Genomic DNA, 26,862 nt, shown 5'->3' with positions numbered 1-26,862 from the left:
ATGCTCGGCGCTGCTGGTCCGAACCCATAGCTCACACACGGCACTAGATACGCAGCCCGCGGGACGCTGTGTGTTGAACCGGGGGCGGACAACACGTCTGTCCACCCTAAAGTCTTCGAAGTTTCTTGCCGTCATAACATGTGCGTCTTAAGGGCGCGAGCATAGATGTGCTTTGGCATGAAAGTTCGGGTAGTGAGGCGTTGAGCATTTAGGTCCGAACCATGCTTACGCTACGTTGACTTTCTCGATACTTGCGGGCGTGCACCGGATCGACCGCGCTGGTTTATCCGCTATTGAGATTTTGCGGAATTTTTTTGTTCCATTGTTCTACGGAGATGTGATGAGTGAACTACAAAAAGTCACGTTCGGAGTATCGGACATCGACAACGCTTTAAGCAAGCTGTCCCCCAAGGAGCTCGATGGTTTGGCGTTTGGAGCTATCGAACTTGACAGGGCAGGAACCGTTTTGAAATACAACGCAGCGGAAGGTGCAATCACAGGTCGGACGCCTGCAAGCGTCATTGGAAAGAATTTTTTCAAGGACGTGGCGCCTTGTACCGCTACGCCAGCGTTCAAGGGCGTTTTCGATGCCGGCGTCAAGAGCGGAAAACTCAGCACGATGTTCGAGTATGTTTTCGACTATCAAATGAAGCCTACGAAAGTGAAAATTCATATGAAAACCGCGATCAATGGCGAATCGTATTGGATTTTTGTTAAGCGTCTGTAGCCCAAAATGAAAACGATCGACGCTTCACTTGCTCCTACCCCGAAGTGGTGGGAGCACCCTAGTTGCATGCGGCGGTTCATTTTAGATCTTATCGTGTCGGAGCTTACGTTGCTGCGGCCTGGTGGCCATGTAGCTGTGCCCTCAGACGGTTCCGCATCCTTACGTCTGGTTGAAGACCTAGCAGTCGATTCGCTTGAGATGCTCTCAGTTGCTGGCGCCTTGGCCGAAGCGTTGCACCTGCATGAGTCGGGAATAGAAGACTTTCTCTTGGTTCATCCGTCCTTGGACGATTGGGTCGAAGTCTGTCAACGCGGTCTGCGCTCATATTCTGCCAAGCTCACTTTCCGAACATCTGGCAGCACGGGAACCGCCAAACGGTGTACCCATTCGCTCGCTAACCTATGGCAAGAAGTCGTCGAACTTGCGCCGCTCTTTTCTGAGCGGCAGCGGATTTTGACTGCCGTGCCGAGTCACCATATTTACGGCTTCATTTTTACGATCTTGTTGCCCCACGCGCTTGGCATCTCGGAGTCGGCGGTGGGAGATCTCCGCATGAGCTCCGCAGCGTCATTGGCAAACCTGTCGCGGGAAGGAGATCTAATCATTGGACATCCGGAATATTGGCGGAGCGTAAGCAGGGCGCTTCCCTCAATACCGAGTTCATTGCAGGGCGTCACGTCCACGGCTGCCTGCCCAGCCGAATTAAGTGATGCCCTCTTAGGGTCTGGATTGGGGGCGCTTACGCAGATATATGGTAGCTCGGAAACTGCTGGAGTTGGTTGGCGTGCGAACGCCGCCGAACCGTACAAGCTGTTTTCCTACTGGGCCCGTGCCGAATCCTCTCCAGCGATGTTCGTGCGTACAGAAGCCGATAACAGCGAAACCGACTTCCCCTGTCAAGACGCGTTGGAGTGGGTCGACGATCGCTCTTTCTATCCTGTCGGGCGAGCGGACGGCGCTGTTCAGATCGCAGGCACCAACGTCTTTGCGTCAAACGTCCAACGGGTCCTCATGGAGCATCCAGAAATCGCTGACGCTTCGGTGAGACTGATGCGCCCCGACGAAGGCGTAAGACTGAAGGCATTCATCGTGCCACGCGACCCCTGCGGGGTTGCTGAGTTACGCACGAGCCTTGAACTTTGGCTGCGCGACCGCTTGACGTCGTTAGAAATTCCTAAAGCAATAACGTTTGGTGCGTCATTGCCAAAGAACGCAATGGGAAAATGCATGGATTGGATCATCGCTTGAATTGATCCAGGGCGCTGTACTTGTAGACATCCTCGCCATAGCAGAACATCATATGGTCTGGACGCAATCAGTAGGCAGGAGTTTGACAAATTTCTGCCATCTTTCGGCTTAAGTGGGTCGGCTGCGCCACTGCCACACGAACGGATACCTATGTGTAATCACGGGGCGAAAGCATCGAGGCGTACTTGCGGCATGCTCTGGAACCCCGGCTTTGCAAAAAAGTAGCCTTGCATCAGCGTTACCCCGCTAGCACTCAGAAAATCGCGTTCACCACGCGTCTCAATACCCTCGGCGATAACGCTGATTCCTAGGTCGCGACAAATCGTCAAAATTCCTCGGACAATGCACTGCCGCACAGAATCAGTATCGATGCCTCTAATCATCGCCATGTCGAGCTTGATAAGATCGGGCTGGAAATCGACAAGCAATGTCAGACCTGAATACCCTGCTCCGAAGTCGTCGATGGCAGTTTGAAAACCAAACTTTTTGTACTCTCGAAAAATGCTTACGAGGTGAGGGCGGTCGATAATATTTTCTCCCTCGATTGTCTCGAATATGATGCGGTCGATCGGAAAATCGTACTTCTGAGCCGCTTCAAAGGTGCTCCGAATACAAGCTTCGGGTCGATAAACTGCATTTGGCATGAAGTTAATGGAAAGGTAGGCGTCAAGCCCCAGTTGCGCGGCGCGGGCAATGGCCGTGGTTCTGCACAGCTGATCAAACGGGTATCGATTCGTGTCGTCGACTTGCGACAAAACCGTATGTGCGGGTTCGCCGTTGACGCCGCGTACGAGCGCTTCGTATCCGTAGATAGTGGAGTCGCTAAGGTCTACGATTGGCTGAAACGCATAATCGATAGCAGGAGTTGAAGTTGACTTTTCCGCGCATCCCACGCAACCGGATTTCCCTTCATTAACGTGGTTGACTTTGATCGAATTAAAATGGGTACTCATAACTTATGACTCCGGTTCCCTAACAATGCTTTGCTATTAGGGTCTCACTGGCCTACACAGCGTTCGCCGGCGTAGCCGCGGTTCGGGACGAAAATCTGTTCAAGGAGCACGTAGCAGTCGTTTCGCTAGCTTCCATTGACTCTGTTTCTTCCGGTTGCCTTTGCCGCATAGAGCGCCCGGTCCGCAGTAGCCAGTAACTCGTTCATCGTACCCCCGGACTCACCAAGCGAGGCGCATCCCAGGCTTACTGTGACCGTGACCTGTGAGTCACCGAGCGCGGTTGGAATAGTTGTGGCCTCAATTGCAGCGCGTATACGCTCCGCAATCGCTATAGCCTCTTTGTGCGTCGTCGCGGGGAGCATAAACCCAAATTCTTCGCCCCCGAGCCTTGCGATCATGTCGCCCGTTCTAAGCAGGCGCTTCGCTTCCGCTACGATCCTCTTCAGAACGTCATCGCCTGCAGGATGGCCAAATGTATCGTTGATGCGCTTAAAATGATCTGCGTCCATCATTAAAAATGAGAGGGGTCGACCTTGCCTGATTGAGCGCGTAAGCTCTTTCTCGGCATTTTTAAAGAAATGTGCACGGTTTGCGGCTCCGGTTAAATGATCAGTCGTGAGCAGGCGTGTGAGCTCGTCCGTTGAGATCTTGCGCTCCGATACGTCACGCAGAACGACCGAATAACCGGCGAATTCGCCATTGTCTTCTCGAAGGACGGCGACGAGCAATTGAGCATAAAAAAGACTGCCGGATTTCGCTTGACAGCAGCTGTCTTGCACGTGCCAACCTTCTTCTCGGGTAAGCGCGATATGTTCCGGGAAACGGTAAGGATCGACGTCATCGCGCGCGTAAAAAAGCGAAAGGGGTCGACCGATCACGTCAATCGAGCCATACCCTGTCACTTGTTTAACTGACTCATTCCAACTATCAATATTGCCGATCGCGTCGAGGGTGAAGAAAGCGAAATCGTTGACGCTTGTGTATATTCCCGAGAGCCACGCTTCGTTTTGCCGCGCGCGTCGCTCGGCTTCGACCTGACGTGAAATATCTGTGAGGACCGTCATCAACGTGTCGGCATTTATCTTGATGATAGTGCACGATAGAACAACAGCTTGTTCGCCCGAAGGGCTCAGGAAAACTCGGTGTGCCTCGCAAACCGGACCTCTTACTCCCTCGTAGCTGGAGACTAGGTTGCGTAATTCCGGCGCAACATCGCTCAGGCTTTCAAAAATGTTGTCTACACCTCGTGACCCGGCGAGCGGCATCAGGAGCTGGACGGCGAGCGGGTTGAGCATATCGACGTTCCCCGATGCGTCACTGCGGATGATGCCCACGGGTGAGAGGTACATGAAGGAGAGTAACGCTTCGTTTTCAGCCTCGAGCGAATTGTCAGTGTCGGTTAGATCGGCCACTATTTCACCTTTCGCTCAACGAGTAAAAACCGCTTGATGTCTTCATCCGACTTCATCAGCCGCAAGCGCACCGGTGTTGGCCGCATCCGGAGTGTAAGGACATAGGAAATGATGTCATCAAGTTTGTTTTCATCCTCGAAGCGTTGCGCGACCATAAAGTTGTTCATGCACGGCGCTACTTCTTGGAAGAAATGCTTTCCGACTACTCGGCTCGCGCTCAAACCAGCGGCTTTAGACTCTGCTTGGTTGAAGGAAGTCACGATACTATCGGAAGTAAAAGCTATGACGCCGAACGGCAATGCGTCAAGCTCGGCCTCTGTGGCCTCGCTGATGCCGTCAAATGACATTGTCTCAAAAGTCTGATCCACGGTAATCTCGCAAAAGTCGTCGAAAATCTTACGGAAGCGTCGCTGTCAAGTCGTTAAGTCATGGACAACCATACAAGGCCTGACTTCACTACGCTTACATATCATATTAATAACGGCCGAACGATCGTTGAACTTTAATTTGAAATAATTACTCCGCTTCGACATCGATGAGGGCGCACGCTGCGATTTGGGCAGTCAATACGCGTAGGTCACTTTCGAGTGCGCGATCTTCGTCCACATATGGCGATTGAGCCGTCACATTTGTCATGAAAGCGTTGAGCGGTTTAGGCACAATGAGACTGTCGTTAACCCGCATACGCAACCGCACAGCCTGTACGGTGGCGAGGGTATGACCAGCGGCTACCTGTTCTGTAAGTTCGAGCACACGAATGCAATCACGAGCGGCGATCGTGCCCATGCTTACCTTGTCTTGATTGTGTGACTCGGTCGAGCGAGAAAATACGCTTGCTGGCATGGTGAGCTTAAGCGCCTCGGCCGTCCACGCCGACATTGAAATCTGTACGGCTTTAAAGCCATGGTTGATGGATGCGCGGGCCGCCGAAGCGCCCGACAGGTTGCGTGGCAGGCCGTTGTTAAACTTGTCATCAACGAGCAAAGCCATTTGGCGGTCCATCAGGTCAGCGAGGTTGGCGACTGCGACTTTTAGTGCATCCATAGCAAACGCGATGTGGCCGCCGTAGAAGTTGCCGCCGTGGAGCACGCGCCCGGTATCCGGGTCAATTAATGGGTTGTCGTTTGCGCTGTTCAGTTCATTTTCAACGTCACGGCGAATCCAGGAAAGCGCGTCGCGTGCGACGCCTATGACGTGCGGAGCGCAACGGATTGAATATCGGTCCTGCAGTCTGTGGCCGGCGGTGTCCTCGCGCCCGGCAAGGTCGGCCCGGATCCAGGCTGCCGCTTCGGCTTGTCCGAGATGTGGTTTGACTTCAAAAAGTAGTGCGTCGAAATGCGCCGCGCGTCCGTCCAGAGCAACGGTTGAAAGCGCGGTCAGGCGAGATGCTAACCGAGTCAAATGAGTGGCTCGGGCGAACGCGAGGCATGCTAGACCCGTCATCATGGCGGTACCATTCATCAACGCAAGCCCCTCTTTTGGCGCGAGCTCAAGCGGACTACGCCCTAAAATTTTCCACGCATCGCACGCTTCATGCAAACTGCCACGGAATTTTACTTGACGCTCTCCGACCAGTGCCGCAGCCACGTAAGAGAGCGGCGTTAGATCGCCACTTGCGCCTACCGACCCCTCCGATGGAATGCGCGGTAAGACTTGATGGTTGATTAGATCTGTAAGCCGTTCAAGCAATACCGTGCGTACGCCCGAAAAGCCGTATGCGAGCGAGTTGAGCCGGGCGGCCATGACCGCAAGCGTTTGAGCGTCGGAAAGATGCTCGCCCATGCCGCAACCGTGATAGCGTAAGAGTTGGAGCGGCAACGCGGTGACAAGGTCGTCTGGTACGTCGACGATACAAGCATCCCCGTAGCCCGTATTGACCCCGTACACCGTTCGGCCCTGCTCAAGATGTGCGCGTAAGAATGCGGCACCGCGTTCGATTCGGGCGCGCCATGCAGAATTTGAACTCAATGCGACAGATCGCTTCATAAGTGCAATTGACACAATTTCTTCGATCGTGATTTGGCGGCCGCCAATGATCACAACCTCTTCTTGAAACGGGCGGGCGTCGGTCAATCGGTTGGGTGATTCATTCTGATCGTTCATTTATTTTCATCTTAGTTGGGCGAGTACGTGGAAGTGAATATCTCGAATCGTAAGCGATGCGATGCACACTCGAAAAACGTTTGACGCTTTTGTCATTCCGACCTGCGCGAGGTCAAGCTGTTTGCGAATGATGCGCTTTTCTCCCGCTCCAGTGACCTAATAAAAGAGGGTGGTTTCAAGGGTGAAGTGCAACAGGGGGTTTAGTGTTTAGAGCCTCGAGGCTGGCTCGCCGAGGCGAGTATTGCGGCGAAGACCTCGAAAGGCGAATGGAACGCGTGAGTGGCGCGCGGCCGCTGTTCGGGCTGTCGGCGATCGCGTCAAGTTCTTCCTGACTGCCCCGCCGAGAATTGCTTACCCGCGACTCCAGCTACTCGCGTTCCTTGCGAACGAAAGGGGTCGATCCGCTTGGCCACGTTGTCGACAGAGAACTTCGCTGCGGCCCTTTGCTTCAGCAAGCCAGTCTCCAAGTTCCAAACACCAAAATTGCTGGTGCACTTCGCCGTTGAAGCCGCTCCGCTTGAAGCGGCGAACGACAAGCCTGGCCATCACCTCAGCGAGCATGGCCATTTTACCCATCCCCCGAAAACGGAAGATTCCCCTGAAACCCATGTCAGACAAGGTTTTCCGGGTGGGAGAAGGTACGGCAGGACGGTTTTCACTTATGAAGTTTAGGGCTCGTCAGGTTCGGCGGTGGCTTGAAGGATCCGAGCCCAGTACGCGGGATCGTTGTAGTAGGCGGCGAGCGCGTCAATATCGACGGTGATGCCGGCCTGGCTAAACTCGAACGCGCCGAACAGGTTCACGTGCTGCCAGGCGACGGGCGAGATGCCGGCGATGAGTTCCATCGCGGCGGTGTCCCCGGCAGTCCGTTTCTGCTCATGGACGCGCGACAGCAGTGTCGTGTTGTAGTGGATGATGGCGTTCGCGATGAGACGGGAGCAGTCGTTCCACGTCTGCTGCTCGGCTTCGGTGTTGACGTGCAGTTTTCCCGCTGTTGACGTACGAGATGGCGCGGCGCAGCCGGTGATACGCTTCACCGCGGTTCAGGGCCTTCTGGACGGCCTGACGCAGGTTGACGTCGTTGATGAACCGGAGAATGTGACGTGTGCGGCACAGGTTATTGAGTTCCCAGAGCGCCTTTTTCGTCTGGTTCTGACGCGTGTAGCTGCTGAGCTTGCGGACGAGCGTGGCCTGGCTGACGTCCTTTTGCGCGAGCGAGACCATGATGCGCTGGACATTGGGCCACTCGCGAACAACCAGCTCGGTGTTCGGCTACGGGCGGCGGTCGGCCAGGAGCCGCCGGTCGAGGCGTCTATCCAATTTTCATGGCCGAGGTTTCGTCCGCCCCCGCCCAATGGCCGGTTTCCGGCGAGCAAATTGACAGGGGTATCGCCTCAAGCCGGCCAACAGCGGTCCTTCGACGTAGCGTCTCATATGGTCGACAATCGACGCTGTTAATTACCGATTGGACAGACCGAGACAGCGTGGCGATCGTTCGAGAACGAACACTACCGCTAGAGTTGTTCAACAAATGGTGTTGCTGCAGAAGCGATAGCGTACGGTCGTGCATGAAGGTTGCATCCATTCGCCATTAAAACGCGGTCAGGAACTGCGCGCTCGCCGTCATGAATAAAACGTTGCCGAAAGTCACGTTGAGGCAGCGGGTGTTCGCGGCGAACGTGATCATGACGAAGCCAGCGATCATTGGCGAAAGCGCCGGTCGGAGGCGCGCGCCAAAGCATATGTCGATGCCCGGGCGCCGGCGATCGGCGACATGCCGGCGCGTATTTCGATCGGCTCGCGGCGACGAAATAGAAACCGCGCTAGAACACCATTCCGCCCGCGACGTCGATCGTGCAGCCGGTAATCCAGCCGGCATCATCAGAGACAACATAGGAAACCGCGGCGGCGATATCGCCCGGCTGGCCGACTCGTCCCAACGGGGTTTTCGATACCAGGAAAGCTGCCATGTCCTTCGAGGACTCTGCGTTTCCTTCAGTGGCGACGAATCCCGGCGCGATCCCCACGACGCGAATCTTGCGGGGACCGAGTTCAATGCCGAGCGTGCGCGTTAGCGTGTCCACGGCGCCTTTAGTCGCGCAGTAAACGTGCACCATAGGGTACGGACTCTTCGCGAGCCCCGAGCTGATATTCACGATGACCCCTCCCGCCGGCAGCACCCGCGCAGCCGCTTGCGTAGTCAGCAGCAAACCACGCACGTTGAGATGAAAGTGTTCGTCGAAGGTCTCGGCTGACAGCGTATCGAGCGAATCGATCTTGTAGACGCCCGCGTTGTTGACGAGGATATCGAGGCGGCCGAACGCGTGGAGGGCGGCGTCAATCAGCGGCTGGATATCGGCGGGCGTCGCAATATTCGCTTTCACTGCGACGGCTTTGCCTCCCGCGCCGACGATTTTATCTACGACGATCTGTGCGTCTTCGGCGCTGCGTGAATAGTTTACGACGACGGCCGCGCCATCGGCGGCGAGGCGAAGCGCGACGCCTGCCCCAATGCCCTTCGAAGATCCGGTGACGAGGGCAACTTTGCCCGATAGCTTGCTCATGGTGGGTGCTCCTGGGAAGTGGACGGCCCATGATAGGCTGCGGAATTGCAAAGATTAACGGAGCCTTTCGGGATGCAGCATGAAGCGGAGCTTCATAGTGAACCCAGACTGTCGGATCTGCTTCCAGCGATTGCCGCTTTTGCGCGGGTCGCTCATCACGCGAGTTTTACGCGTGCGGCGGTGGAACTGGGCGTATCGCCGTCGGCACTCTCGCAGACCTTGCGGACGCTTGAATCCCGGCTCGGCGCACGCCTGCTCGACCGCTCGACGCGGCGAGTGGGCCCAACCGAGATCGGCCGGCGTTTCCTCCAGGAAGCGCAGCCGGGGCTGGGCGTGCTGGCGGGGGCTATCGAAGGTGTGAATGAGTGGCGCGACAAACCGGCGGGCCTGCTGCGCCTGAACCTTTCGCGCACGGCCGCCGATATCCTCGTGATGCCGCATCTGGTCGCGTTCCTCGAGACGTTCCCTGATATCACCGTTGAACTGCACTGCGATAACGCGCTGGTCGAACTGGTGGGCGGGGGTTTTGATGCCGGCATCCGGCTCGGCGAAAATCTGGCGCAGGACGTTGTGGCGGTGCCGCTTGGCGGCCATCACACCATCGTGACGGTCGGTTCGCCGCGCTATCTCGATGGTCGCGCGCTGCCGCGCAAGCCCGAGGATCTGCGCGCGCACCGGTGCATCAACGTCCGTCTGGCGGGCGGGATTTATCGGTGGGAATACACGCACAAAGGGCGCGCTGTCGATATCAAAGTACCGGGTCCGATCGTGACCAATGACGGCGATATTCTGCTTGCCGCACTGCGCGCCGGCGCTGGCATTGCGTGTGCGTTCGAGATACAGGTTCGCGACGACATAAAGGCCGGCTTGCTGGTTCCGCTGCTAAAACCCTGGTGGCCAACGTTTCCGGGGTTCTATCTTTATTATCCGAGCCGCGTGCATGTGCCACGTAAGCTGCGCGTGTTCATCGAGTTCTTTCAAGAGCGGCTCAATGGCTGACAGCCCGACGATTCGAAACATCCGTCGAGCGCTCGGGAGCGTTGCATCAAGAAATAGGTAAAGAGAAAAAACGCCTTCAGGCATTTGCTAATGACCACTTTGCAGGATGCCGACCGTCCCTTGTGGGTCGGTTTGCGTCCCATGCGTCGGGCGTTTGCTGGTGGTGGAAGTCTCTAAGACTTGACCGTCATCCGTTCCTCAAAAATCTCCTGCAACAGGTTCAGGAACGCGCGGACAGCGGGGTTCGCCCTGCGACTTTCCGGCCAGATCGCCGTAATGGTTTGCTGCTCAACGGCAAAGTCGGACAGGACCGGGACGAGTTCTCCGCGTGCCACATAGGGCGCTGCAATAAACGTCGCGCTGATGCCGATACCCGCGCCGGCTGCGAGCGCCGCGACCACCGCGTCGCTGACGTCGACGATGATGCTGGACGGTGGCACGATCTCGATCACCCGTTCGCCAATCCGAAAGGGCCAGCGGAAGACCTGGCCGGTGCTTTGATAACGGAGGTTGACGGTGTCATGTCCCTCCAATGCGTCGGGGTCCTTGGGTGTACCGCGCGCTGCCAGATAACGCGGCGATGCGAACGCGCAGAGCCGAAGCGGGCCAAGGCGCCGAGATAATAGCCGCGAGTCTGCCAAATCCCCAATCCGCACCGCGACGTCAATGCCCTCCTGGATGATATCGACGACCTGGTCGTTCAGACGCATATCGACCATCACCTTGGGATAACGGCTGCGAAACGCGGGCAGGGCCGACGCGATCACGTGGATGCCGATCGGTAGCGGCGCGGCAATCCGCAAGGTGCCAGATGGCTCCGAGCGCGCTGTTATTGCGACCTGCTCAATCTCCTCCGCGTCACGCAGCAGTCTAAGCGCGCGCCCATGCAACTCACGACCCTCGGGCGTAAGCGTCAAGGAGCGGGTAGTGCGAGTGAAAAGCGAGACGCCTAAGCGTTGCTCCAGCCGCTGCACGCTCTTGCTGACAGCCGAGGGCGAAATGCCGAGGGAACGGGCCGCGGCGGTGTAGCTGCCCATCGACCCGGTTCGCGCAAATGCAATCAAACCGGCCAGTCGTTCCAAGCCTATATGTTCCGTCATGGCACTACTAAAGCGAATTTAAACCCCATTATCAACTTGATTTGCCCTGCGTATAGTGAATTCGTCGGCTGGCTTATGCCTCCAAGCCAAGCCAAACGTACCTGCCGAGGGCAGGTGCGTCCATAGCATCAAGCGCTCATAGCGACACGGCAGCTCTATCGTGACCCTGGAGGGCGCCCCTAACTTTGAGAAAAAGACGATGACAACAAATATGATGAAGGCGGTTCGCCAGCACAAGTTCGGCGGCCCTGATGTGCTGGTGTACGAGGATGCACCCAAACCCGAACTCAAGGCGGGTGAAGTGCTCGTTCGCGTACATGCGATCGGGCTCAACCCCCCAGACTGGTATCTGCGTGACGGATATAAGGCACTGCCTCCGGAATGGCGTCCTCAAGTGACGTTCCCCCTCATTCTGGGAACGGACATGTCGGGCGTTATTGAGGTGGTTGCTGACGATGTTCAGCGCTTTTCCGTCGGCGACGAAATTTATTCGATGGTTCGCTTCCCGTCCGGTCTTGCAGGCGACAGCCGGGCCTATGCGCAATATGTCAGCGTGCTGGCATCGGACGTCGCGCGCAAGCCGTCGGGCATCGATCACGTCCATGCCGCAGCAGCGCCGATGTCGCTGCTCACCGCTTGGCAGTTCTTGGTCGAGCTAGGGCACGACGAGCAAAATCCGCTTCAGCCGCACCAGCATGCGCCGGTGCCGCTAGAAGGTAAGACCGTGCTGGTGAACGGCGCAGCGGGCGGGGTTGGGCACTTCGCGGTGCAGATCGCGAAGTGGAAGGGGGCACGTGTGATCGCTGTGGCGTCCGGCGAGCACGAGACATTTCTCCGCGAGCTCGGCGCCGATGAATTCATCGACTACACCAAAACGCCTCCCGAGGACGTCGTCCATGATGTGGATCTTGTTCTCGACATGCTCGGTGGTCCGGGCACGGGCCGCTTTCTGCGAACGCTCAAACGTGGAGGCGCCTTGTTTCCCGTATTTCCCTTGGGTTTTTTCGGGGGCGAAGAGGCCGCCAAGCAAGGCTTCACTGTATCGACAACCCAAGTCCGCTCGAACGGCGCGCAACTAGAAGAGATTGGGCGATTGCTGGATGATGGCACGATACGAGTCGCCATCGACAGCGAGTTCCCTCTAGAAGATGCCCGCAAGGCCCACGAGCGGGCCGTCCAGGGGCACATACGAGGCAAGATCGCGCTCGTCTTGCGTGATGGCCGCGGCGGAAAGGATCGTCCAGCGGGGGACTCGGTTGACTCGCAGAGCGACGGTCGCGGCCTTTCGAAAGGAACAAAGTGATGTCCACCGACGCTAGGCTGGATCAAGGAACGGTGGCCTGGTTCAAGATGGTAGGCACGCTGATGTGCGAAGCCGCGTCGCAGTCAGGGCTCTTGCCAGAACTCAATGTTTCGCTGGTCGAGCGCTACACCGACGGGGTCGAATTGTCTGAAGGCCTTGTTCAAGGTCTTCGCTTTGACATCGTTGGCGGCAGGTCGTCATTTAGAATTGGGGCGCAACAGGGCGAACGGGCAGATATTACGATCGAGATAACCGCTGCTGCAGCGCGGACTTTGAATAATCTGTACATTGCTGATCCCAACTATTCAGCCGCTCTCGACAGGTTTCTGAGCATAAACGAGATGCGGATAGATGGCGACCCATCCCAGATGGGTGGTTGGCTGGGGACGGTGCACGACGCAATCGTCGATCGGACTGCTTAGCGGGCCGGAAACAGGCGGACATCGAGCGCGGTCTGCTGATCGAGCGGGTCGCGTTGACGAGAAGACCTGAACCATAGCCAGCCTCTGAATGACCACTGTCGATATGTGTCGATGTCTTTTGTGGGTCGGGAAGAGCCATTGGAAAGATCTGAATTTCCTTCTCATGCAGCGAACGCCGATCCTTAACCCTGATCTGTTTCAACGGCACCTGAAAACCCAAACTGGTCGATTGAAGATACCGCCGTTAAACGCGGATACGCTCAACCTCGTCGAGGCTGATATCGTCGCGGCGCCGATCGTAAAGCTGGGTCGTGCGCGTTGACGCATGATTGGCCATCGCTGCGGCGTTCTCAAGCGTGCCGCCGTTTTTCAGGTAGGCGGTGATGCCGGTCGCTCGAAACGTGTGGTTGCTAATCTTGGTGTCAATGCCGGCTGCGATCGCACGACGTCGTACCATCGCGTAGACATTGGCTTGGGGGAGGGCGATTGCGCTGAACTTTCCGGTGCCGCGTTGAATCGTTCGGAACAAAGGCGCTTTCATTTCTCCGCCAATGTTCGCGCGGTCGATGTAGGCGTGAAGATATTCTTCAAGCGTGTGATGACAGGGCATCTCATGACGCTTGCCGCCTTTCTCGTGCAAGCGCAGCCAGAGCCGTCGATTTTGCACGTACACATCCTCCACGCGCATCGTGATGGCTGCGCCCACACGTGCGAACGAAAACACCATCAACGCAATCAACGCCCGGTCCCGTAGCCCGATCGGCGTCGAGACATCGATGCTGTCTAGCAGTTGCCGCGCTTCAGTCGCATCGAGCACGGGCGTCTTGCCTTTTCGGGTCGTATGACTGGGTCCACGTACAGAGGCGGCTGGATTATGCGGCACGACCTGGCCGGTCACGAGCCAGTCGAACAGGTGTCGAATCGCGGCCAGGTGTTGTTTGACAGTCGGCGCCGAAAGTGTCTGCGTCTGCAGTTCGATCCAGGCGGCGACGTGAAGAGGCTGCACGGCGGTGATCGATGTCACACCCGCCTGCGCGCACCAGGCTATAAAATTTCCCACTGCATGCGCGTACGCCCGCCGCGTGTTCGGGTTGCGGATGTTCGCGGCAAAGAATTCTAGAAAGCGAATGCCAGCGCGCTCACCGGCCTGAACAACGAGCGTGGGCAATGCAGGCCGTGTTGCCGGCGACACTGTCGGTGGACAAGGGGCGAGGGCGCCCTCGGCGGATTGCGTTGAGCTTGTCCCATCCAAGAGCGGCGCCATCAATGCAGAGTCCGTGTGCCGCGATCGGCATCACGATCGGTGATCTGCTGGAAAATATTGGCACGGCATTCGGCCTTGATCGCGTCCGCTGCTTCCTCGACGAGACGGTTGCCGCGAAAACGGGCGATTTTGGCATCGATGACGGCTTCGACGTGGGCGATGGCCGCCTCCACACTCACTGGGTCGTCCGGATCGAACTCGGCGGTGATCACTTCGTCTTCGAGCGCTTTCAGTCCTTCGGCAGCTTCTTCGAGGAGGCGCGTCATCTCGTCGGACAGGGTGGCCATGGGCGGCTCCGTTATATGTGATAAAGGCATTATCATATATAGATATGACCGGTATCTTCTACGTTCGGTACAAGTCATACTGCATAGATCGGCGTGTAGTTCGCCGCTCCTCTTTCTCGTTGCAAATTGCTGAAGTAAGACTGCTTCTGCATATCGCTCAAGGCTGACCTCGAGGCGAGTCCGCAATACCGCACCCAAAACCAGAAATACACGCGGCGCAAGACTTAACTTGGGAGCGAGCCTCATGATGCACAATTTTTTGTCAAACAACCGGTCCGCGTTGATCGAGCGTTGTAAGGTTAAAGTGGGCAAAAGACCGGCGCGCCACGCTACCGAGCAACAGCTTGAAAACGGCGTGCCACTTTTTCTTGACCAATTAATCAATACGCTTCGAATCGAACGAACATCGCGTCCGCTGGACAGTCGCATGATCTCCGGGCCGTCTGGGGGCGGCATCACACTTTCCGAAGTCGGCGTCACAGCTGCACAGCATGGCAAAGATCTAATGGGTCTCGGTTTTTCGATCGACCAGGTTGTTCATGATTATGGTGATCTTTGTCAGGCGATTACAGATCTCGCCTACGAGCGGGATGCCCCATTTGAAATCGACGAGTTCCGGACACTGAACCGTTGTCTCGACAATGCGATTGCAGACGCGGTGACCGAATTCAGCTATCAACGTGATTCTGCGATCGCGGCGCAGACCCTAGGTGCAACAAATGAGCGATTCGGTGCGTTTGTGCATGAATTGCGCAATGCTTTACTTGGCGCAACATTCGCATTCGACGCGGTTAAAGCAGGAAATATGAATTGGTCTGGCGCTACGGGTAGCGTCCTCGAACGAAGTCTTGATTCCATGGATAAACTGATCAAGCACGCGGTAATCGACGTCCGGATAGCGGCGAGCGGCTCGGTTGCGCCCCAGCAATTTCACGTAGCAGAGTTTATTGGGGACGTTCGCGAATCAGCGATGATGATGGCGAAGATGCATCGTTGTTTGCTAACGGTGTCACCGGTCGACCCGGACATTGCCATCAACGGCGACCGGGATCTCCTGTATTCGGCTGTGGGAAACTTGCTCCAAAACGCGTTCAAGTTCACGCATAGCCATACTGAAGTGACTTTGAACGCCTATGCCGTCGCAGACCGCATCCTCATTGATGTCGCAGATCATTGCGGCGGCCTGTCACCGGGTGCTGCCGAAAAAATGTTCCACCCATTCAAGCAGAACGGCAAAGACAAATCGGGGTTAGGTTTAGGTCTTTCCATCGCGCGACGAGCAGTTGAGGCGAACGGCGGCAATCTCAGTGCGCGTAACGCGCCGGGAATTGGTTGTATCTTTACGATAAGCCTGCCGCGCCACGAGTTACTCGATCCATAGTAGTACTGTTTATAAGGGCGGCATCGAGTACCGCGGTATGCTCATTGTGAAAACGCAGCCGATGCCGGGTATGTCCGACACGCTGAGCGTTCCCCCGAATGCCTCGACGCTCTTTCGCGCGATCAACAAGCCCAAGCCCAGTCCGCTCTTGTCGGCCGAGTGCTGCTTGAACGGTTGGAACATGTTTTCCACGCTACCAACAGGCAGACCGCCGCAATGATCTTTTACATCGATCAGAACACGGTCGGCCACCGCATATGCGTTCAAAGTCACTTCGGTGTGTAAGTGCGTAAATTTAAGCGCGTTTTGCAACAAATTGCCCACGGCTGCATACAAGAGATCGCGATCACCCGCTAGTGCAAGTTGGGGGTCCACGGAGGAAACGATGAGCTTGCTGCCTCGCACTTGAGCAGCCAGTTCCGCCGCGTGTTTGACCTCTGCGATGAACTCGGACAGCGAAAACAGCTGCGGCGACACGTTCTTTACAGCCAACCCTTTCACGTCATCCAAGGATCGATCAATCAGGGTGCGTAGCCCCAACAAACCGCGATGCAGCACAGACCCTGTGGCACCGGACAAGTTTAAATTGCCTGCTTTTGCAGCTTCAAAGGCGAGCGTCGCAATTGACAGCGCGTTACGTAGTGTATCGGCTCCGGTTGTTTAGACACAGCGTTGCAGCTCAGGCGGCCTGCTTCAACAGGCGCGCCTGACGGGCTTCGAGGGGCGACATGAAGCCCAGTTTTTCGAGACGCCAATGGCGATTGTATCGGTCCTTGAACGCGATGGCGGCAGCCCGGACCTCCTCCACATTTTTGAATATGTGACCATGAATGGCCTGTTCCTTCAGCGTGCGGTTGAAGCGCTCGGCAACCCCGTTGGTCTGCGGTTCGGCAACGAAAGCGAAGCTCGCCGTGACGCCCCAGAATTTCAGTTGGTTGCGGAAATCGTCCGACGTGTATTGCGAGCCATGATCCATGCGCAACATCAGGCCCCGGCCAGCCTCGGCACCGATTGCGCCGAATTCGCTGCGCAGCCCCTGGCTAATCGGCTCCAGCGCAGCGAAGCGGTCGCCGATCTTGACCACATGGATGCCGGTGCACAGGGCATCGCAATGATCGACGGCCGCAAAAATCCAGACCATGCCGTCATCAACGGTTTCGATGCGGGTCCCGTCGGTGCCCCACATCTCGTTGGGATGGTCCGTCGTAATTCTGCCGTCGTGCAGCTGCGGATTGCCCTGAGGCCGCCGATGCGGCGAGAGCAAGCCATGCTCTCGCATCAATCGCAGCACGCGGGTCCGGGAAGCGCGAATATCGCGCAGGATGCGCAGCCGCGCCCAGACCTTGCGAGATCCTTCACCGGTGAACGGCGAGGCCGCCAGATCGGCCCTGATGGCCTGCAGAAGGTCGGCATCAGGCACCTTCGGCTTCGGACCACGCTTCAGGCCGGTGACCGGCACTACGCTGGCCGCCGCTCTGGCTCTCGCGGCATAGATCGTCGAGCGTGGCAATTCGAGCACCCGGCAAACCCGTTGCAATCCATAGCTCTTGCCCGTACTGGCGGAGGTCCCATTGCTCATTTCGAGGACCTCCGAACGCCCAAAGGGTGGCGGGCCTGCCTCTCACGTTCCTTGCGCAGGATCTCGACTTCCATGGACAACTCGCCGACACGCCGGACGGCTTCGTCGAGCTTCGCCTCCAGAGGATCACTCTCACGCGCCTTCAGGCCAGCCTCCATGGCGGCCAGAGCGAGCGCACGCCATTCTTCAAGCTGGGCGATCGTCACGGACACCTCGCGGGAAACGGCGTCCACGGACTCACCGCGTAGCAGTCTGAGCACCACACTGCGCTTGCGGCCCGACGACCAGCGCTTGACTTCGACGGTTGCACCGAAGGCGCTTCCAGTCGCGCTACGCGCCCCTTCCAGCGCCTCCGGTGCAACGGCATTCACATCCATTTGCTTCAGCATCAACAGATCCTTTTTCGAACACAGGTTTTACACCAAATCTGTGTCCAAAAGAATCAGAGCCGCCGCACCGAGATGGACAGCATTTCCAGCGTGCTGGAGCAAGCTGGTTTTTCAACGTTTCTTCCGCATCGCGACGGGTTGGAGCTCGCTCAGCTCAAGCCTGCACTGGAACAATGCGGTGCCTCGCCCAACGAAGCAGTGAGCATGCTTAATAAGGCGATCTTCGCTCTGGATACCTACCAATTGCTTAGACGTTGCGATGTGATTGTAGCGAACCTAAACGGCAGAGTGCAGGATGAAGGAACGGTCGTCGAGGCAACGCTCGCGTGGCACTCCGGCAAACCGCTTATTCTATTCAAAACCGACGTACGTTCGATGCTCAACGGTTCTGACAATCCGATGGTGACAGGACTTGGCGACTTCGAGACGATTGACGATCTATCAGCGTTGCCGGCCGCTATCGGGCGAGTCGTCGCGCGTCACAGCTCAGAAAAAGTAACCGAAACGCTGGACCTCGGCGCATCCATTGCGTCGCTTCGAGCTGACAGTGATAGCGTTAGCGCTCTAGCCGCAACGCTTTACCAAATAAGGTTTCAGGAAAGAAAACCGTGAGCACTATCGAACGCGTCTTGCCATCGCTCTGGGTGAGGATATCCCGATAGATTTCAAACTCTTGCATGTATTTCGGACTACGTACGATGTCGAGGCCAAGTTCAGATGTCGGGGTTCAAACTTTTTAGAAATGTCGGGTTTTGACTTTATCAATCTCTCTTTAAAAAGCTCATTTCCCCACCGCGGCTGCCCGCAGTTCGGCGCTTCTTAGCATCATCGCGTTCATGTCGATTTGCTTGAGCTCGCGTTGTTTGCGCTTGTTGTTGGCCCGCATCTTCGGTTTCACCGGTTCACCCTGATTGGTCCGCGACGGTGAACCCGAGATACGCCGGTTGTCGCGCTCTGTTTGCACCTGCCGAGACAGCGCAAGGATGTGTCCAAGGCGCTTGTTATCAATCTCGGCACCTTGGTCTACATCCGAGAGCCGGTCGTACTGGCGATAGGGTAGAGCAGTGCCGTTGGCCACGATTTCGATGCGACCATCCGGGTACTCGCATACGTCCAGAGTGATGAATCAGCGCTCGGGTCACGGGCGAATCATCGAGCAGGTATAGCACCCGATCGTATTGCACGGTCAGTGTGTTCGACAGGCAGCGCGATGCACGAGACGTTAAAACCGAATCCAGGTCCTCGTCGTCGCGCAGTGGCCTATGCGCGTTGTAGTCGCTCTTCGGTGCCTTGCCAAACCGGTTGTTAAAGTCGGCAATGAAGTGGGGCGCATAAACATTCGCCGCCGCTTGCGTGTCGATTCCGCGCAACCTCAATTCCTTCACAAGCCGGTCCTGCAAGGTCAGATTGGCCCGTTCGACGCGGCCTTTGGCCTGACTGCTGTTGGCGCAAAAGGTGTCGACATTGAGTTCGTACAAGGCCCGGCCAAACTGCGTTATGCCTTTGTCAGCCGTGCTTTTTTGATTGGCCGAGAACACGCTGGCGCGGTCGCTGTAGAGCGCCACGGGCTTGCCATGCTGCTCGATATAGCGCCGCGTCGCTTCGAAATAGCTGAAGGTCGATTCGGTCGCGGTGAAGTGCAACGTCATCAGTTGGCTTGTGGCATCGTCAATAAACACCAGCAGCGTGCACGCTGGCGCCCGGTCTTCAAACCACCGGTGATCGCTACCATCGATCTGGATCAGCTCGCCCAGACAAGACCGCCGGTTCCTCGGCTGATGGATCTTGGGCGGGCGCTGCTTGCGTGGAATCCACAGGCCGGCGTCGGTCATCAGGTGGCGAACCGTCTCTGCGGCTAATGTGAGCCCATGGTGATCATCCCAGTGCTATCCATGATCAACTCCCAGCGAAAGCGGAGCTTCAGCATGGACCGAATCGAGCCCTCAGTGCGACATTTCTATTTGGCTCAAGTACGACATTACTACTTGGGGCCTACAGAACAAATGTTGTTAATGTTAATTATGTAAAGTTAGCAACCCATTCCTCTCTTCGGTCACGTGGAACTCGCCAGCCCGCAGCGCTGCGAGCCCAAGTAACGGCGTTCTAATCGAGAGACGTGGGTAGGCAATTTGAGTTCTTTGATATACCACGAACCTCTGCGTTTAAACCCCTCAGGGTGATTTTTGCCGCTGATCACCGACAAGCTTAAGAGCTACGCTGCGGCAAACAGGGACCTGGGGCTGAACGTGGAACACGGGCAGCACGAAGGACTGAACAACCGGGCGGAGAAACTCGCACCAGCCAACTCGGGTTCGCGAGAAGGTAATGCGTCGCTTCAAATCAGCCCGCCACCCGCAACGATTCACGTCGGTCCACAATCAGGTGGCAAACCTGTTCATGCACTGCCGTTACAACGCGAACGCACAAGAAAACGACAGGCGCGCACATGTGCCTTCGAAGCGTGGGACGCCGTGACTGGCAATCGAATGCTGGATCGCCTTGCCGAATAAATTAGGAACCCTGACGTTGTACGTCTTCGCTCGCGCGGCCTGAAACTATTTGAGAGTACCTAACTGGCGCTTATCGGCTGGGGAAAATGCGCGAATCACGGTCTTTCAGAACCCCACGCCCAATGTTATCGAGTAGGCACAGCGTGGCGTCGATCTTGTCGGTCGGGTTCCGCTTGCTGTCGGTGGCCGCTTTGGTCACTATGGTCTGAAGTGTGCGCGCTGTTCGAACAGTTCCTGCCCGAGCTTCGTCACCTGGGCGGCGTTGTAATGGTCGATCAACGCCTTTATCAGCCTTCATCCTCGGTATTCGGATTGGCAAAGACTGCGTCCATGCCCTTGGGAATCTTCGCGTCTCTGCCTTCGACGCGCTCCACGTGATGTTGCGCGAGATCCCGGATGCTCATGTCAGCACCGAACATCCTGACGTATTTGCGGAAGTCCTCGACGATTTGATCCGCATAGCACATTTGGCGGTTTCCCGACGAAGGCATCGAAAAACCATGATAAAGCGCACGGCAGCACAGTCGCCCCACGCGAGACCACCTAAGCGCCGCCGTTTTGGATGACCATAAGGCAGCCCCTGCAGAGGTCGCCCAGTCCCGCCACGGCCCTGATCTAGCGCCCCGTCACATTTTCAGCGGGCGTGGGAGGAGTGCCACGAGCGACGGTCTCATGCTGGAAGAAGTGCTTCAATCTGCTTGAAAACATCCCAAATTGGGATATAGTATTGTCATGCACATAATTTCCAAACCACCACTCATAGCGTTCTGGACGAAGCACCCGGACGCTGAGCCGCCGCTACGGGCTTGGCTCAGGGTCATGCAGGACAGGAATTTTAAGGATCTCAACGACCTGAAGGCGACCTTCGGCGCGGCGGACTACGTGAAGCCGCATACGGTCTTCGACATCGGCGGGAACAAGTATCGACTGATCGCCGCGATTCACTACAACATGCACAAGGTATTTGTTCGAAACGTCTTGACGCATGCCGAATACGACACAGACAAATGGAAGGAGAAAAAGTAATGAACGCCATTGCAGAGCCAAGCGCCATCCTGAAGGCATGGCTGCCGTTCAAGGAACTGATCGGCAGCGCCACGGCCGTGCGCACTGAGGCCGATTACGACAAGGCCATCGCGTACATCGACGAGCTGCTTAACGAAGTCGGCGACGACGAAGCGCATCCGCTCGCCGAAGTACTCGACCTGATCGCCACTCAGGTGAAAGCGTATGAAGACGAACACGTTGAGATTCCCGACGCGGAGCCGCCCGAAGTGCTGCGATTCCTCATGGAACAGCAGAACCTGACGCAAGCCGACCTCGACGACTGCGCACCGCAAAACCGTATCTCGGAGATCCTGAACGGCAAGCGCGTAATCAGTAAGGACGTAGCCAAGCGACTCGCGAAGCGCTTCCATGTCCACGCAGACATTTTCCTGTGATCTGCCGTCTACAGGAGTTAGTGCAACATCGTTTCTGTAAATTCGTAGCTGCTGGTGTTGCGCGGCTGTGACGGCCGCCGTGATGAGGGCGCGTAGCGCCCGAAGAGCGGAGGACGGCATAGCCGCGCGGCAAAACCCTCGCAGGTCATATTTGCAGGCGATTCCTTCGGAGCATTCTTACCCACATTCACGAAGGAGTCGACAGCATGGCGCAACGCGTAGAACATCATCCCCTTGAAGACGCTTTTGCAGCGCTTCTGCTCAACGGCCTGGACGGCGCGGGCGAAGCCCTGCGCATCCTGGTCAACGAAGCAAGTAAGATCGAGCGGGCGCAGTACCTCAACGCCCAGTCTCATGAACGAACCGCCGGACGAATCGATTATGCGAACGGCTTCAAACCCAAAACCGTCATGACCCGTGTTGGCGAACTGACCTTCGATGTCCCCCAGGTGCGCGGCAGCGGCTTCTACCCCAGCGCGCTCGAAAAAGGAACTCGCACCGAGCAGGCGGTCAATCTCGCGCTGGCCGAAATGTACGTCCAGGGCGTCTCCACCCGCAAGGTCACCGACGTCCTGGTCAAGCTGCTGGGGCCGGAGGTGTCGATCTCCTCGACTCAGGTCAGCCGGGCTGCCGAACAACTCGACGCGGGTCTTGCGATCTGGCGTGAGCGTCCCCTTGATGAAACGCCTTACGTCTTTCTCGATGCCCGCTATGAGCGTATTCGTGAAGCGGGTCACCTCGTCGATTGCGCCGTGCTCGTCGCCGTCGGCATCACGGCAGGCGGTCATCGTCGGGTCCTGGGCGTGTCGGTTGCCCTGTCCGAAGCCGAAGTTCACTGGCGCGCCTTCCTCGACAGCCTGGTTCGCCGCGGCCTCAAGGGCGTCAAGCTCATCGTCTCCGACGATCATGCCGGTCTTAAGGCTGCCCGTCGCGCGACGCTGCCAAGCGTGCCCTGGCAACGCTGCCAGTTCCATCTGCAGCAGAATGCGCATGCTTACGTTCCTCGTCTCGATCAGCGCAAACCCGTGGCGCTGCGTATCCGGACCATCTTCAATGCCCCGGATCGCGCCGAAGCCCAACGTCTGCTGAAGCAGGCGGTCGAACTCTGGGCCGTCGAAGCGCCTGCGCTCGCTACCTGGGCCGAAGACAATCTACCTGAAGGGTTTGCCATCTTCGAGTTGCCGCATGCCCATCGGATCCGCCTGCGCACCACCAATGGCCTCGAACGGATCAATCGCGAGCTCAAGCGTCGCACCCGCGTCGCCTCGATCTTCCCGAACGCCCCATCCTGCCTTCGTCTCGTCTCTGCCTTGCTCGCCGAGTGCGACGAAGAGTGGATGAGCGGAAAAATCTATCTCAACATGAACCCCTGATCTCCGCTTCTCGATGGAATCGCCTGAACGCTTTTACAGAAAAAAAGTTGCACAACCCTACAGGAGTCCACGCTTGGCATCCCGTACGAGCCTGGCACCGCGCAGGCCGATGCGTATTTCACCGAACAGGACGAAGGAGAATTGATCTGGCGCGCGCTGCGGGAGACGGATGCGCAATTCGGCAATTCTCGAGCTGATCACGGCGACAGAGCTGCAAAGAAAAACACCCTGTTTTTCCAGAGATACACTGTTTTTTTGTAAGGGCTATCGAAACTAAAAGTAATCGTCCAGGCGTTTGAGTCGACTTATTCGTAGTCCCGGGTGCATGTCCCGCCTTGACTGGCAGCGAGCTGTTAGTCCCACCAGTATTGATGAAAGCGGGACGGACTATTATAGTGGGTCGATTTCCGACGGTCGTTTTGTAGCTATCGTGCTTTGTTTTTCGTTTCTTGAAGCGACCCAAGTAGACGCCGTTTCAACCGCGGTATTGCTGCGGCGTATGGCAGTGGCGCTTACCACCAGCAGCACAAAACGATGGCATTGAGAGGCACGCTGGCGCGGAGCAGGTCTGTGCGGTCACCGACGCGAGTTAAACAACCGCAAAAGCTCCTCGCGTAGCTCGGAGATGTCCAGCACATGTTGTGCGCGCGTCACTGCCACGTACAGCAGGCGCATCTCGTCCTCGCCTAACGTCAGACGCCCGTCAACGGTCTTGAAGCGGAAATCGTTGGCTACCTTCACCCGTTTCCATTGCAGTCCCTTGGCGCGGTGCACGGTCGAGATCACGTAGTCGGCGTCTGCCTCGGGCGTAACTCGTCGCGCTAGCTCCCGCAGATAGGCGGTGCCAAACTCGTCGACGATTCGCACGATCGGTAGTAAGTCGCGCCCGACCGCGCTCTGTGCAAACGATTGAGCGTCCTTCCACGTTTCGAACAGGGAAAATGCCGCTGGCCGGAAAGCTCGCTTGCCGGCCAGCAAATGATCGGCGCCGTCAGCGAACGCGACGATCTCGGTCGGGCTCATACGGATTGCCGGCTTGTGACCCGCTTCGACGCCCGCGGCCAATTGCCAGATCGCCGTCACATTCTTGCGGCACAAAATGGCATCGACGGGCGTTGAGACACTCGGATCCTCCGACATGATCGACCCGATGGTGTCCTGCCCGCGAATGGGCGTGCGCTCGTCTAGCAGCGACAGAATACGGCTAGCGAGTGCCGCGAACGTAGGTCCGAAGCGAAAGGACTCGGTTAGCGCACACTCGGGCGCGTCGATCTGAGCCATTGCATTTACCGCGCCGCGCCATTCATAGATTTGCTGGTAGGGGTCGCCGACGTAGATAATCTGTGCGTGGCGCTGGAGGCCAAGCACCGAGAGCATGACGCCATCGCTGTCCTGCGCCTCGTCGAACAGGATGAAGTCCGCATCGATACGAGGTTTTGTCTGCGCCCAGACTTTTAGATAGACATCCGGCGCAATGGCGCTGCGGCCGCGTGGATCAGTGCTTTCATTCCACAGGCGCACTACGCAGGGAAGCAACGATTCGCGCAGCCAGTCGGCCGCCGTTTCATGAACCTTTTCGTCGACAGGGATGTCGGAAGCCTCTGGTCCCAGCTGCGCCGAGCGGCAAAACCTGCCCAGGCCGTCGGCGACCATTCGACCAAGTTCGAACGGCGTGACTTCGACGGTTTTGCCGGTGATGGTGGGCACCTGTATCGGTCCGATCCCATAGCGGGCAGCCAATTCGTGCGGCGGCTCGGCCGGGAGATTCACGCGCGCGGACAGGGCGGGAGCTACGGATGCATAGGCGAGCGAATGCACCGTGCGCGCGCTGACATTCGGCGGAAACCCGCGGCGAGCGTGCTGGGCGATTTCCTTGTTGAAGGCGAGATAGCTGCCGCGGCTACCGGCGAGACGATCGGCAATCAGCCGTAGCGTCGAAGTCTTTCCCGCGCCGGCATACGCCTTGATCTTCAGGTCGCCTCCGCCAAGAACCGCATCTACGACCGCGTGCTGCTCGGGGGTAGGCTTAAACGAATGGGGCATGGGATGTGAGGCTGAGCGAAGATGCCCGTAGTGTGCCGGAAAATCGTCTATGGGCGAGATGCCGCGCGGCAACCGACCTCCGGCCTTCGAGCTGCTGGCAGCGCGACGGTCGAATCGAAGTCACGATCGTCCCTTGTCAGTCGATTTATGCGTCATCGCATGAGACCATTCGGCCTACGGCCATTCGACCGTGCTCTCAGGCGGACATTCGAAGGGCGGCTTCAGTCAGGTAACGGACCTTCCGGCGACTATCATGTTCGTCGCTTGATCGGCTATGAAACCGCCGTTCGGATAGCCGCGAATTTTATCGCTCGCGAGTGGCGGCTTGCGAGAGGGCTGAATGATCTGATCGCTGTCGGATGCCGTAGACGAGCCGTCGAGCGATCGCTTACAGGTGTCGGCACTGTCGTTGTCCCACCGCGGTCTGATCTATGATGCGTGCCAACGCGCGTGACGGAACCCATTGGCCTCCCTGTGCAATGAATCGGTAGGTCGCGTCGACGATTGTTTTGTTGCTCTCATCAGCGAATACGGTAAAGACCGGTGCGAAGGTGGACTCCGCGAGGGCAAATTGCTGCTTTTCGAATCTACTCGGGTCGATGCGACCTTCGGCATCAAAAGTAAGAATGGAAAACGTGTTCCGAACGACGCGCATCGGGTTTCTGGCCACAAGCTCGACCACGACGCTGGCCATTGGCGCTCGCTGCCCCGCAAAATCTGGCAGACAGTGTCCTACCGGATCTCGCAGCATCCGGTCGAACTTGGTGCTTGACAGCCGCCAGAGGGTGTCGTCACGAGCGATCAGGAACCTTCGGCAAGAAAAACCATGGCTCTACCCCTTGCATTAACGGTGATGCTCACCTTGCTCGGGAAGATCCCACAACGTGCCTTCCCAACAGGAGATTTGCCCCTGTACCTTTCACTTCGCGCGTGACCACGCTTCGGTTGCATCGGTCGATGTCCGGCTCCGCGGAGCCTTTCTTGCACCTGAGGCACGTCGCAGTCGTCGCGCTCGCGGAGTCGAAGCCAGTCGCGTAGGCGATCACGATTGCGTGGGGCCACGCCACGGGCTGCCCCCGCCTCGCTGAGAGCTGCATGCGACCTTCTCGTCCAGAAAGTGTCCTGCGTTAATGACTGCAAGACTACGGTCGGAACGAGGCGAGTAAGCAACGCCTTAGCCCGAGGATGGAAGCGCTTGCCTCTTGACGTGTCACTGCACGATCTCGCCGCTCCATCGATCACGGTGCGCCCAGAACGGACACTGCTCACATTTTTCGCCTTCCGGGTAGTCAATGCCTTCCTCATGCGGGCAGCCGATGATGCGATCAACGGCCGCTACGGATTTGGCACCATGATGATCGATGAATCGAACGATTTCTTTAGTGATTTCCGGATCGCTTCTCGCATCGGTTGTTTCGCAAAACCACCGCTCAACCGGGTCCGCGTCGGCATCTTCGTACGCGACAATGCCAACAGAGACCTTCGTCGCTCTCGTGTCGTCTGGCCCGTAGAAGGCAACCGTTGCCACTGGATAGCCGCAGAAACCTTTGCCACGTTTTTTTGCAAACTTGTCTCGGTACCACTGCGCCTTGAATGTCATGATCCCTCCCTCGCATGCCTTGCCGAGTGACGTAAGCGGCGTCACGGAAATAAACGCAAAGCGTAGCAAGTTTCTTGCACCTTGCGCGTACACCGCTAAAGCGGATTTGCGAAATAATGACCGGTGGGCTGAGCAAGGAGCGTTCGCAGCATAGACGCGAGCG

Annotated in this window: 25 protein-coding genes and 4 pseudogenes; 11 read left to right on the top strand and 18 right to left on the bottom strand. The window is 57.3% G+C overall.

Annotated elements, in window-relative coordinates; genetic code table 11:
- Positions 1 to 340 precede the first annotated feature (340 nt).
- Together pyp and AX768_RS29915 are read left to right on the top strand one after the other, a co-directional pair.
- Positions 341 to 727, top strand: a complete 387-nt coding sequence (gene pyp, locus AX768_RS29920; RefSeq protein ID WP_062003808.1) for a photoactive yellow protein — start codon at positions 341 to 343, stop codon at positions 725 to 727.
- A gap of 6 nt (positions 728 to 733) precedes the next feature.
- The gene (locus tag AX768_RS29915; protein WP_062003807.1) at positions 734 to 1,975 is read left to right on the top strand and encodes an AMP-binding protein; all 1,242 of its coding nucleotides are present in this window, start codon (positions 734 to 736) and stop codon (positions 1,973 to 1,975) included.
- 158 nt (positions 1,976 to 2,133) lie between these two features.
- Here the strand turns inward: AX768_RS29915 and AX768_RS29910 are convergent, their stop codons facing one another.
- The 7 genes and pseudogenes from AX768_RS29910 to AX768_RS29880 form a co-directional block, all read right to left on the bottom strand.
- Positions 2,134 to 2,928: an EAL domain-containing protein gene (locus AX768_RS29910; RefSeq protein WP_062003806.1), complete on the bottom strand. Its 795-nt coding sequence runs from the start codon at positions 2,926 to 2,928 to the stop codon at positions 2,134 to 2,136.
- 125 nt (positions 2,929 to 3,053) lie between these two features.
- On the bottom strand, positions 3,054 to 4,340 hold the full coding sequence (locus AX768_RS29905; RefSeq protein ID WP_062003805.1) for a sensor domain-containing diguanylate cyclase: 1,287 nt from the start codon (positions 4,338 to 4,340) through the stop codon (positions 3,054 to 3,056).
- Positions 4,340 to 4,708, bottom strand: a complete 369-nt coding sequence (locus AX768_RS29900) for a PAS domain-containing protein (RefSeq protein ID WP_231941660.1) — start codon at positions 4,706 to 4,708, stop codon at positions 4,340 to 4,342. The genes AX768_RS29905 and AX768_RS29900 overlap by 1 nt, the downstream gene beginning before the upstream one ends.
- 148 nt (positions 4,709 to 4,856) lie before the next feature.
- The gene (locus tag AX768_RS29895) at positions 4,857 to 6,443 is read right to left on the bottom strand and encodes an HAL/PAL/TAL family ammonia-lyase (protein ID WP_082779163.1); all 1,587 of its coding nucleotides are present in this window, start codon (positions 6,441 to 6,443) and stop codon (positions 4,857 to 4,859) included.
- A gap of 200 nt (positions 6,444 to 6,643) precedes the next feature.
- A pseudogene (locus tag AX768_RS34570) lies at positions 6,644 to 6,777 on the bottom strand (IS30 family transposase); the annotation flags it as partial.
- Positions 6,778 to 7,111: 334 nt separating this feature from the next.
- Positions 7,112 to 7,706, bottom strand: a pseudogene (locus tag AX768_RS32270) (Tn3 family transposase); the annotation flags it as partial.
- 560 nt (positions 7,707 to 8,266) lie between these two features.
- Positions 8,267 to 9,007 (bottom strand): SDR family NAD(P)-dependent oxidoreductase, encoded by a 741-nt coding sequence (locus AX768_RS29880; RefSeq protein ID WP_062003802.1) that lies wholly within the window; start codon positions 9,005 to 9,007, stop codon positions 8,267 to 8,269.
- A gap of 72 nt (positions 9,008 to 9,079) precedes the next feature.
- Here AX768_RS29880 and AX768_RS29875 point away from each other — a divergent pair, with 72 nt between their 5' ends.
- Positions 9,080 to 10,006 carry a LysR family transcriptional regulator gene (locus AX768_RS29875; RefSeq protein WP_062003801.1) on the top strand — a complete coding sequence of 309 codons (927 nt, stop codon included), beginning with the start codon at positions 9,080 to 9,082 and terminating at the stop codon, positions 10,004 to 10,006.
- Between the two features lie 173 nt (positions 10,007 to 10,179).
- Here the strand turns inward: AX768_RS29875 and AX768_RS29870 are convergent, their stop codons facing one another.
- Positions 10,180 to 11,106, bottom strand: a complete 927-nt coding sequence (locus tag AX768_RS29870; RefSeq protein ID WP_062003800.1) for a LysR family transcriptional regulator — start codon at positions 11,104 to 11,106, stop codon at positions 10,180 to 10,182.
- 199 nt (positions 11,107 to 11,305) lie between these two features.
- Here AX768_RS29870 and AX768_RS29865 point away from each other — a divergent pair, with 199 nt between their 5' ends.
- Together AX768_RS29865 and AX768_RS29860 are read left to right on the top strand one after the other, a co-directional pair.
- Positions 11,306 to 12,409, top strand: coding sequence for an NADP-dependent oxidoreductase (locus tag AX768_RS29865; RefSeq protein ID WP_082779162.1), 1,104 nt, complete (start codon positions 11,306 to 11,308; stop codon positions 12,407 to 12,409).
- Positions 12,409 to 12,831 (top strand): hypothetical protein, encoded by a 423-nt coding sequence (locus AX768_RS29860; RefSeq protein WP_062003799.1) that lies wholly within the window; start codon positions 12,409 to 12,411, stop codon positions 12,829 to 12,831. The genes AX768_RS29865 and AX768_RS29860 overlap by 1 nt, the downstream gene beginning before the upstream one ends.
- A gap of 244 nt (positions 12,832 to 13,075) precedes the next feature.
- Here AX768_RS29860 and AX768_RS29855 read toward each other — a convergent pair whose 3' ends face one another.
- Together AX768_RS29855 and AX768_RS29850 are read right to left on the bottom strand one after the other, a co-directional pair.
- On the bottom strand, positions 13,076 to 14,095 hold the full coding sequence (locus tag AX768_RS29855) for a tyrosine-type recombinase/integrase (RefSeq protein ID WP_082779161.1): 1,020 nt from the start codon (positions 14,093 to 14,095) through the stop codon (positions 13,076 to 13,078).
- Entirely contained in the window at positions 14,095 to 14,382 is a 288-nt protein-coding gene (locus AX768_RS29850; protein ID WP_062003798.1) for a hypothetical protein, read from the bottom strand. Before AX768_RS29850 ends, AX768_RS29855 begins: the two co-directional genes overlap by 1 nt.
- 244 nt (positions 14,383 to 14,626) lie before the next feature.
- On the opposite strand from AX768_RS29850, the gene AX768_RS29845 reads away from it, so the two are divergent.
- Entirely contained in the window at positions 14,627 to 15,763 is a 1,137-nt protein-coding gene (locus AX768_RS29845) for a sensor histidine kinase (RefSeq protein ID WP_172812047.1), read from the top strand.
- 9 nt (positions 15,764 to 15,772) lie between these two features.
- On the opposite strand, the gene AX768_RS29840 is transcribed toward AX768_RS29845, so the two are convergent.
- From AX768_RS29840 to AX768_RS29830, 3 genes are all read right to left on the bottom strand, one after another.
- Entirely contained in the window at positions 15,773 to 16,264 is a 492-nt protein-coding gene (locus AX768_RS29840; protein WP_231941671.1) for a sensor histidine kinase, read from the bottom strand.
- 178 nt (positions 16,265 to 16,442) lie between these two features.
- Positions 16,443 to 17,342 (bottom strand): integrase core domain-containing protein, encoded by a 900-nt coding sequence (locus tag AX768_RS29835; RefSeq protein ID WP_062000111.1) that lies wholly within the window; start codon positions 17,340 to 17,342, stop codon positions 16,443 to 16,445.
- On the bottom strand, positions 17,339 to 17,719 hold the full coding sequence (locus tag AX768_RS29830) for a hypothetical protein (RefSeq protein WP_062000960.1): 381 nt from the start codon (positions 17,717 to 17,719) through the stop codon (positions 17,339 to 17,341). Before AX768_RS29830 ends, AX768_RS29835 begins: the two co-directional genes overlap by 4 nt.
- An 84-nt stretch (positions 17,720 to 17,803) precedes the next feature.
- Here AX768_RS29830 and AX768_RS29825 point away from each other — a divergent pair, with 84 nt between their 5' ends.
- A complete protein-coding gene (locus AX768_RS29825; RefSeq protein WP_062004057.1) occupies positions 17,804 to 18,343 on the top strand; it encodes a nucleoside 2-deoxyribosyltransferase in 540 nt (179 codons plus the stop codon).
- 169 nt (positions 18,344 to 18,512) lie between these two features.
- Here AX768_RS29825 and AX768_RS29815 read toward each other — a convergent pair.
- Positions 18,513 to 19,602, bottom strand: a pseudogene (locus AX768_RS29815) (ISNCY family transposase); the annotation flags it as partial.
- Between the two features lie 318 nt (positions 19,603 to 19,920).
- On the opposite strand from AX768_RS29815, the pseudogene AX768_RS33960 reads away from it, so the two are divergent.
- Positions 19,921 to 20,176 (top strand): annotated as a pseudogene (locus tag AX768_RS33960) (DDE-type integrase/transposase/recombinase); the annotation flags it as partial.
- A gap of 352 nt (positions 20,177 to 20,528) precedes the next feature.
- On the opposite strand, the gene AX768_RS29805 reads toward AX768_RS33960, so the two are convergent.
- On the bottom strand, positions 20,529 to 20,708 hold the full coding sequence (locus AX768_RS29805; RefSeq protein WP_062003794.1) for a hypothetical protein: 180 nt from the start codon (positions 20,706 to 20,708) through the stop codon (positions 20,529 to 20,531).
- 352 nt (positions 20,709 to 21,060) lie between these two features.
- Between AX768_RS29805 and AX768_RS29800 the strand changes: the two genes are divergently transcribed.
- The 3 genes from AX768_RS29800 (at position 21,061) to AX768_RS29785 (ending at position 23,056) form a co-directional block, all read left to right on the top strand.
- The gene (locus AX768_RS29800; protein ID WP_335340494.1) at positions 21,061 to 21,267 is read left to right on the top strand and encodes a type II toxin-antitoxin system HigB family toxin; all 207 of its coding nucleotides are present in this window, start codon (positions 21,061 to 21,063) and stop codon (positions 21,265 to 21,267) included.
- A complete protein-coding gene (locus AX768_RS29795; RefSeq protein ID WP_062003792.1) occupies positions 21,267 to 21,683 on the top strand; it encodes a helix-turn-helix domain-containing protein in 417 nt (138 codons plus the stop codon). Before AX768_RS29800 ends, AX768_RS29795 begins: the two co-directional genes overlap by 1 nt.
- A 206-nt stretch (positions 21,684 to 21,889) precedes the next feature.
- Entirely contained in the window at positions 21,890 to 23,056 is a 1,167-nt protein-coding gene (locus AX768_RS29785) for an IS256 family transposase (protein ID WP_062002954.1), read from the top strand.
- A 576-nt stretch (positions 23,057 to 23,632) separates the two neighbouring features.
- Here the strand turns inward: AX768_RS29785 and AX768_RS29780 are convergent.
- The 3 genes from AX768_RS29780 to AX768_RS29770 all read right to left on the bottom strand — a co-directional run bounded on the left by AX768_RS29780 (position 23,633) and on the right by AX768_RS29770 (position 26,699).
- Positions 23,633 to 25,099 carry a UvrD-helicase domain-containing protein gene (locus AX768_RS29780; RefSeq protein ID WP_062003790.1) on the bottom strand — a complete coding sequence of 489 codons (1,467 nt, stop codon included), beginning with the start codon at positions 25,097 to 25,099 and terminating at the stop codon, positions 23,633 to 23,635.
- 388 nt (positions 25,100 to 25,487) lie between these two features.
- A complete protein-coding gene (locus AX768_RS29775; RefSeq protein ID WP_062003789.1) occupies positions 25,488 to 25,793 on the bottom strand; it encodes a hypothetical protein in 306 nt (101 codons plus the stop codon).
- 516 nt (positions 25,794 to 26,309) lie between these two features.
- Positions 26,310 to 26,699 carry a hypothetical protein gene (locus AX768_RS29770; protein ID WP_062004055.1) on the bottom strand — a complete coding sequence of 130 codons (390 nt, stop codon included), beginning with the start codon at positions 26,697 to 26,699 and terminating at the stop codon, positions 26,310 to 26,312.
- Positions 26,700 to 26,862 lie beyond the last annotated feature (163 nt).

This window comes from Burkholderia sp. PAMC 28687, assembly GCF_001577465.1.
Taxonomy (GTDB): domain Bacteria; phylum Pseudomonadota; class Gammaproteobacteria; order Burkholderiales; family Burkholderiaceae; genus Caballeronia.
This window is presented reverse-complemented; position numbering and strand designations above follow the sequence as displayed.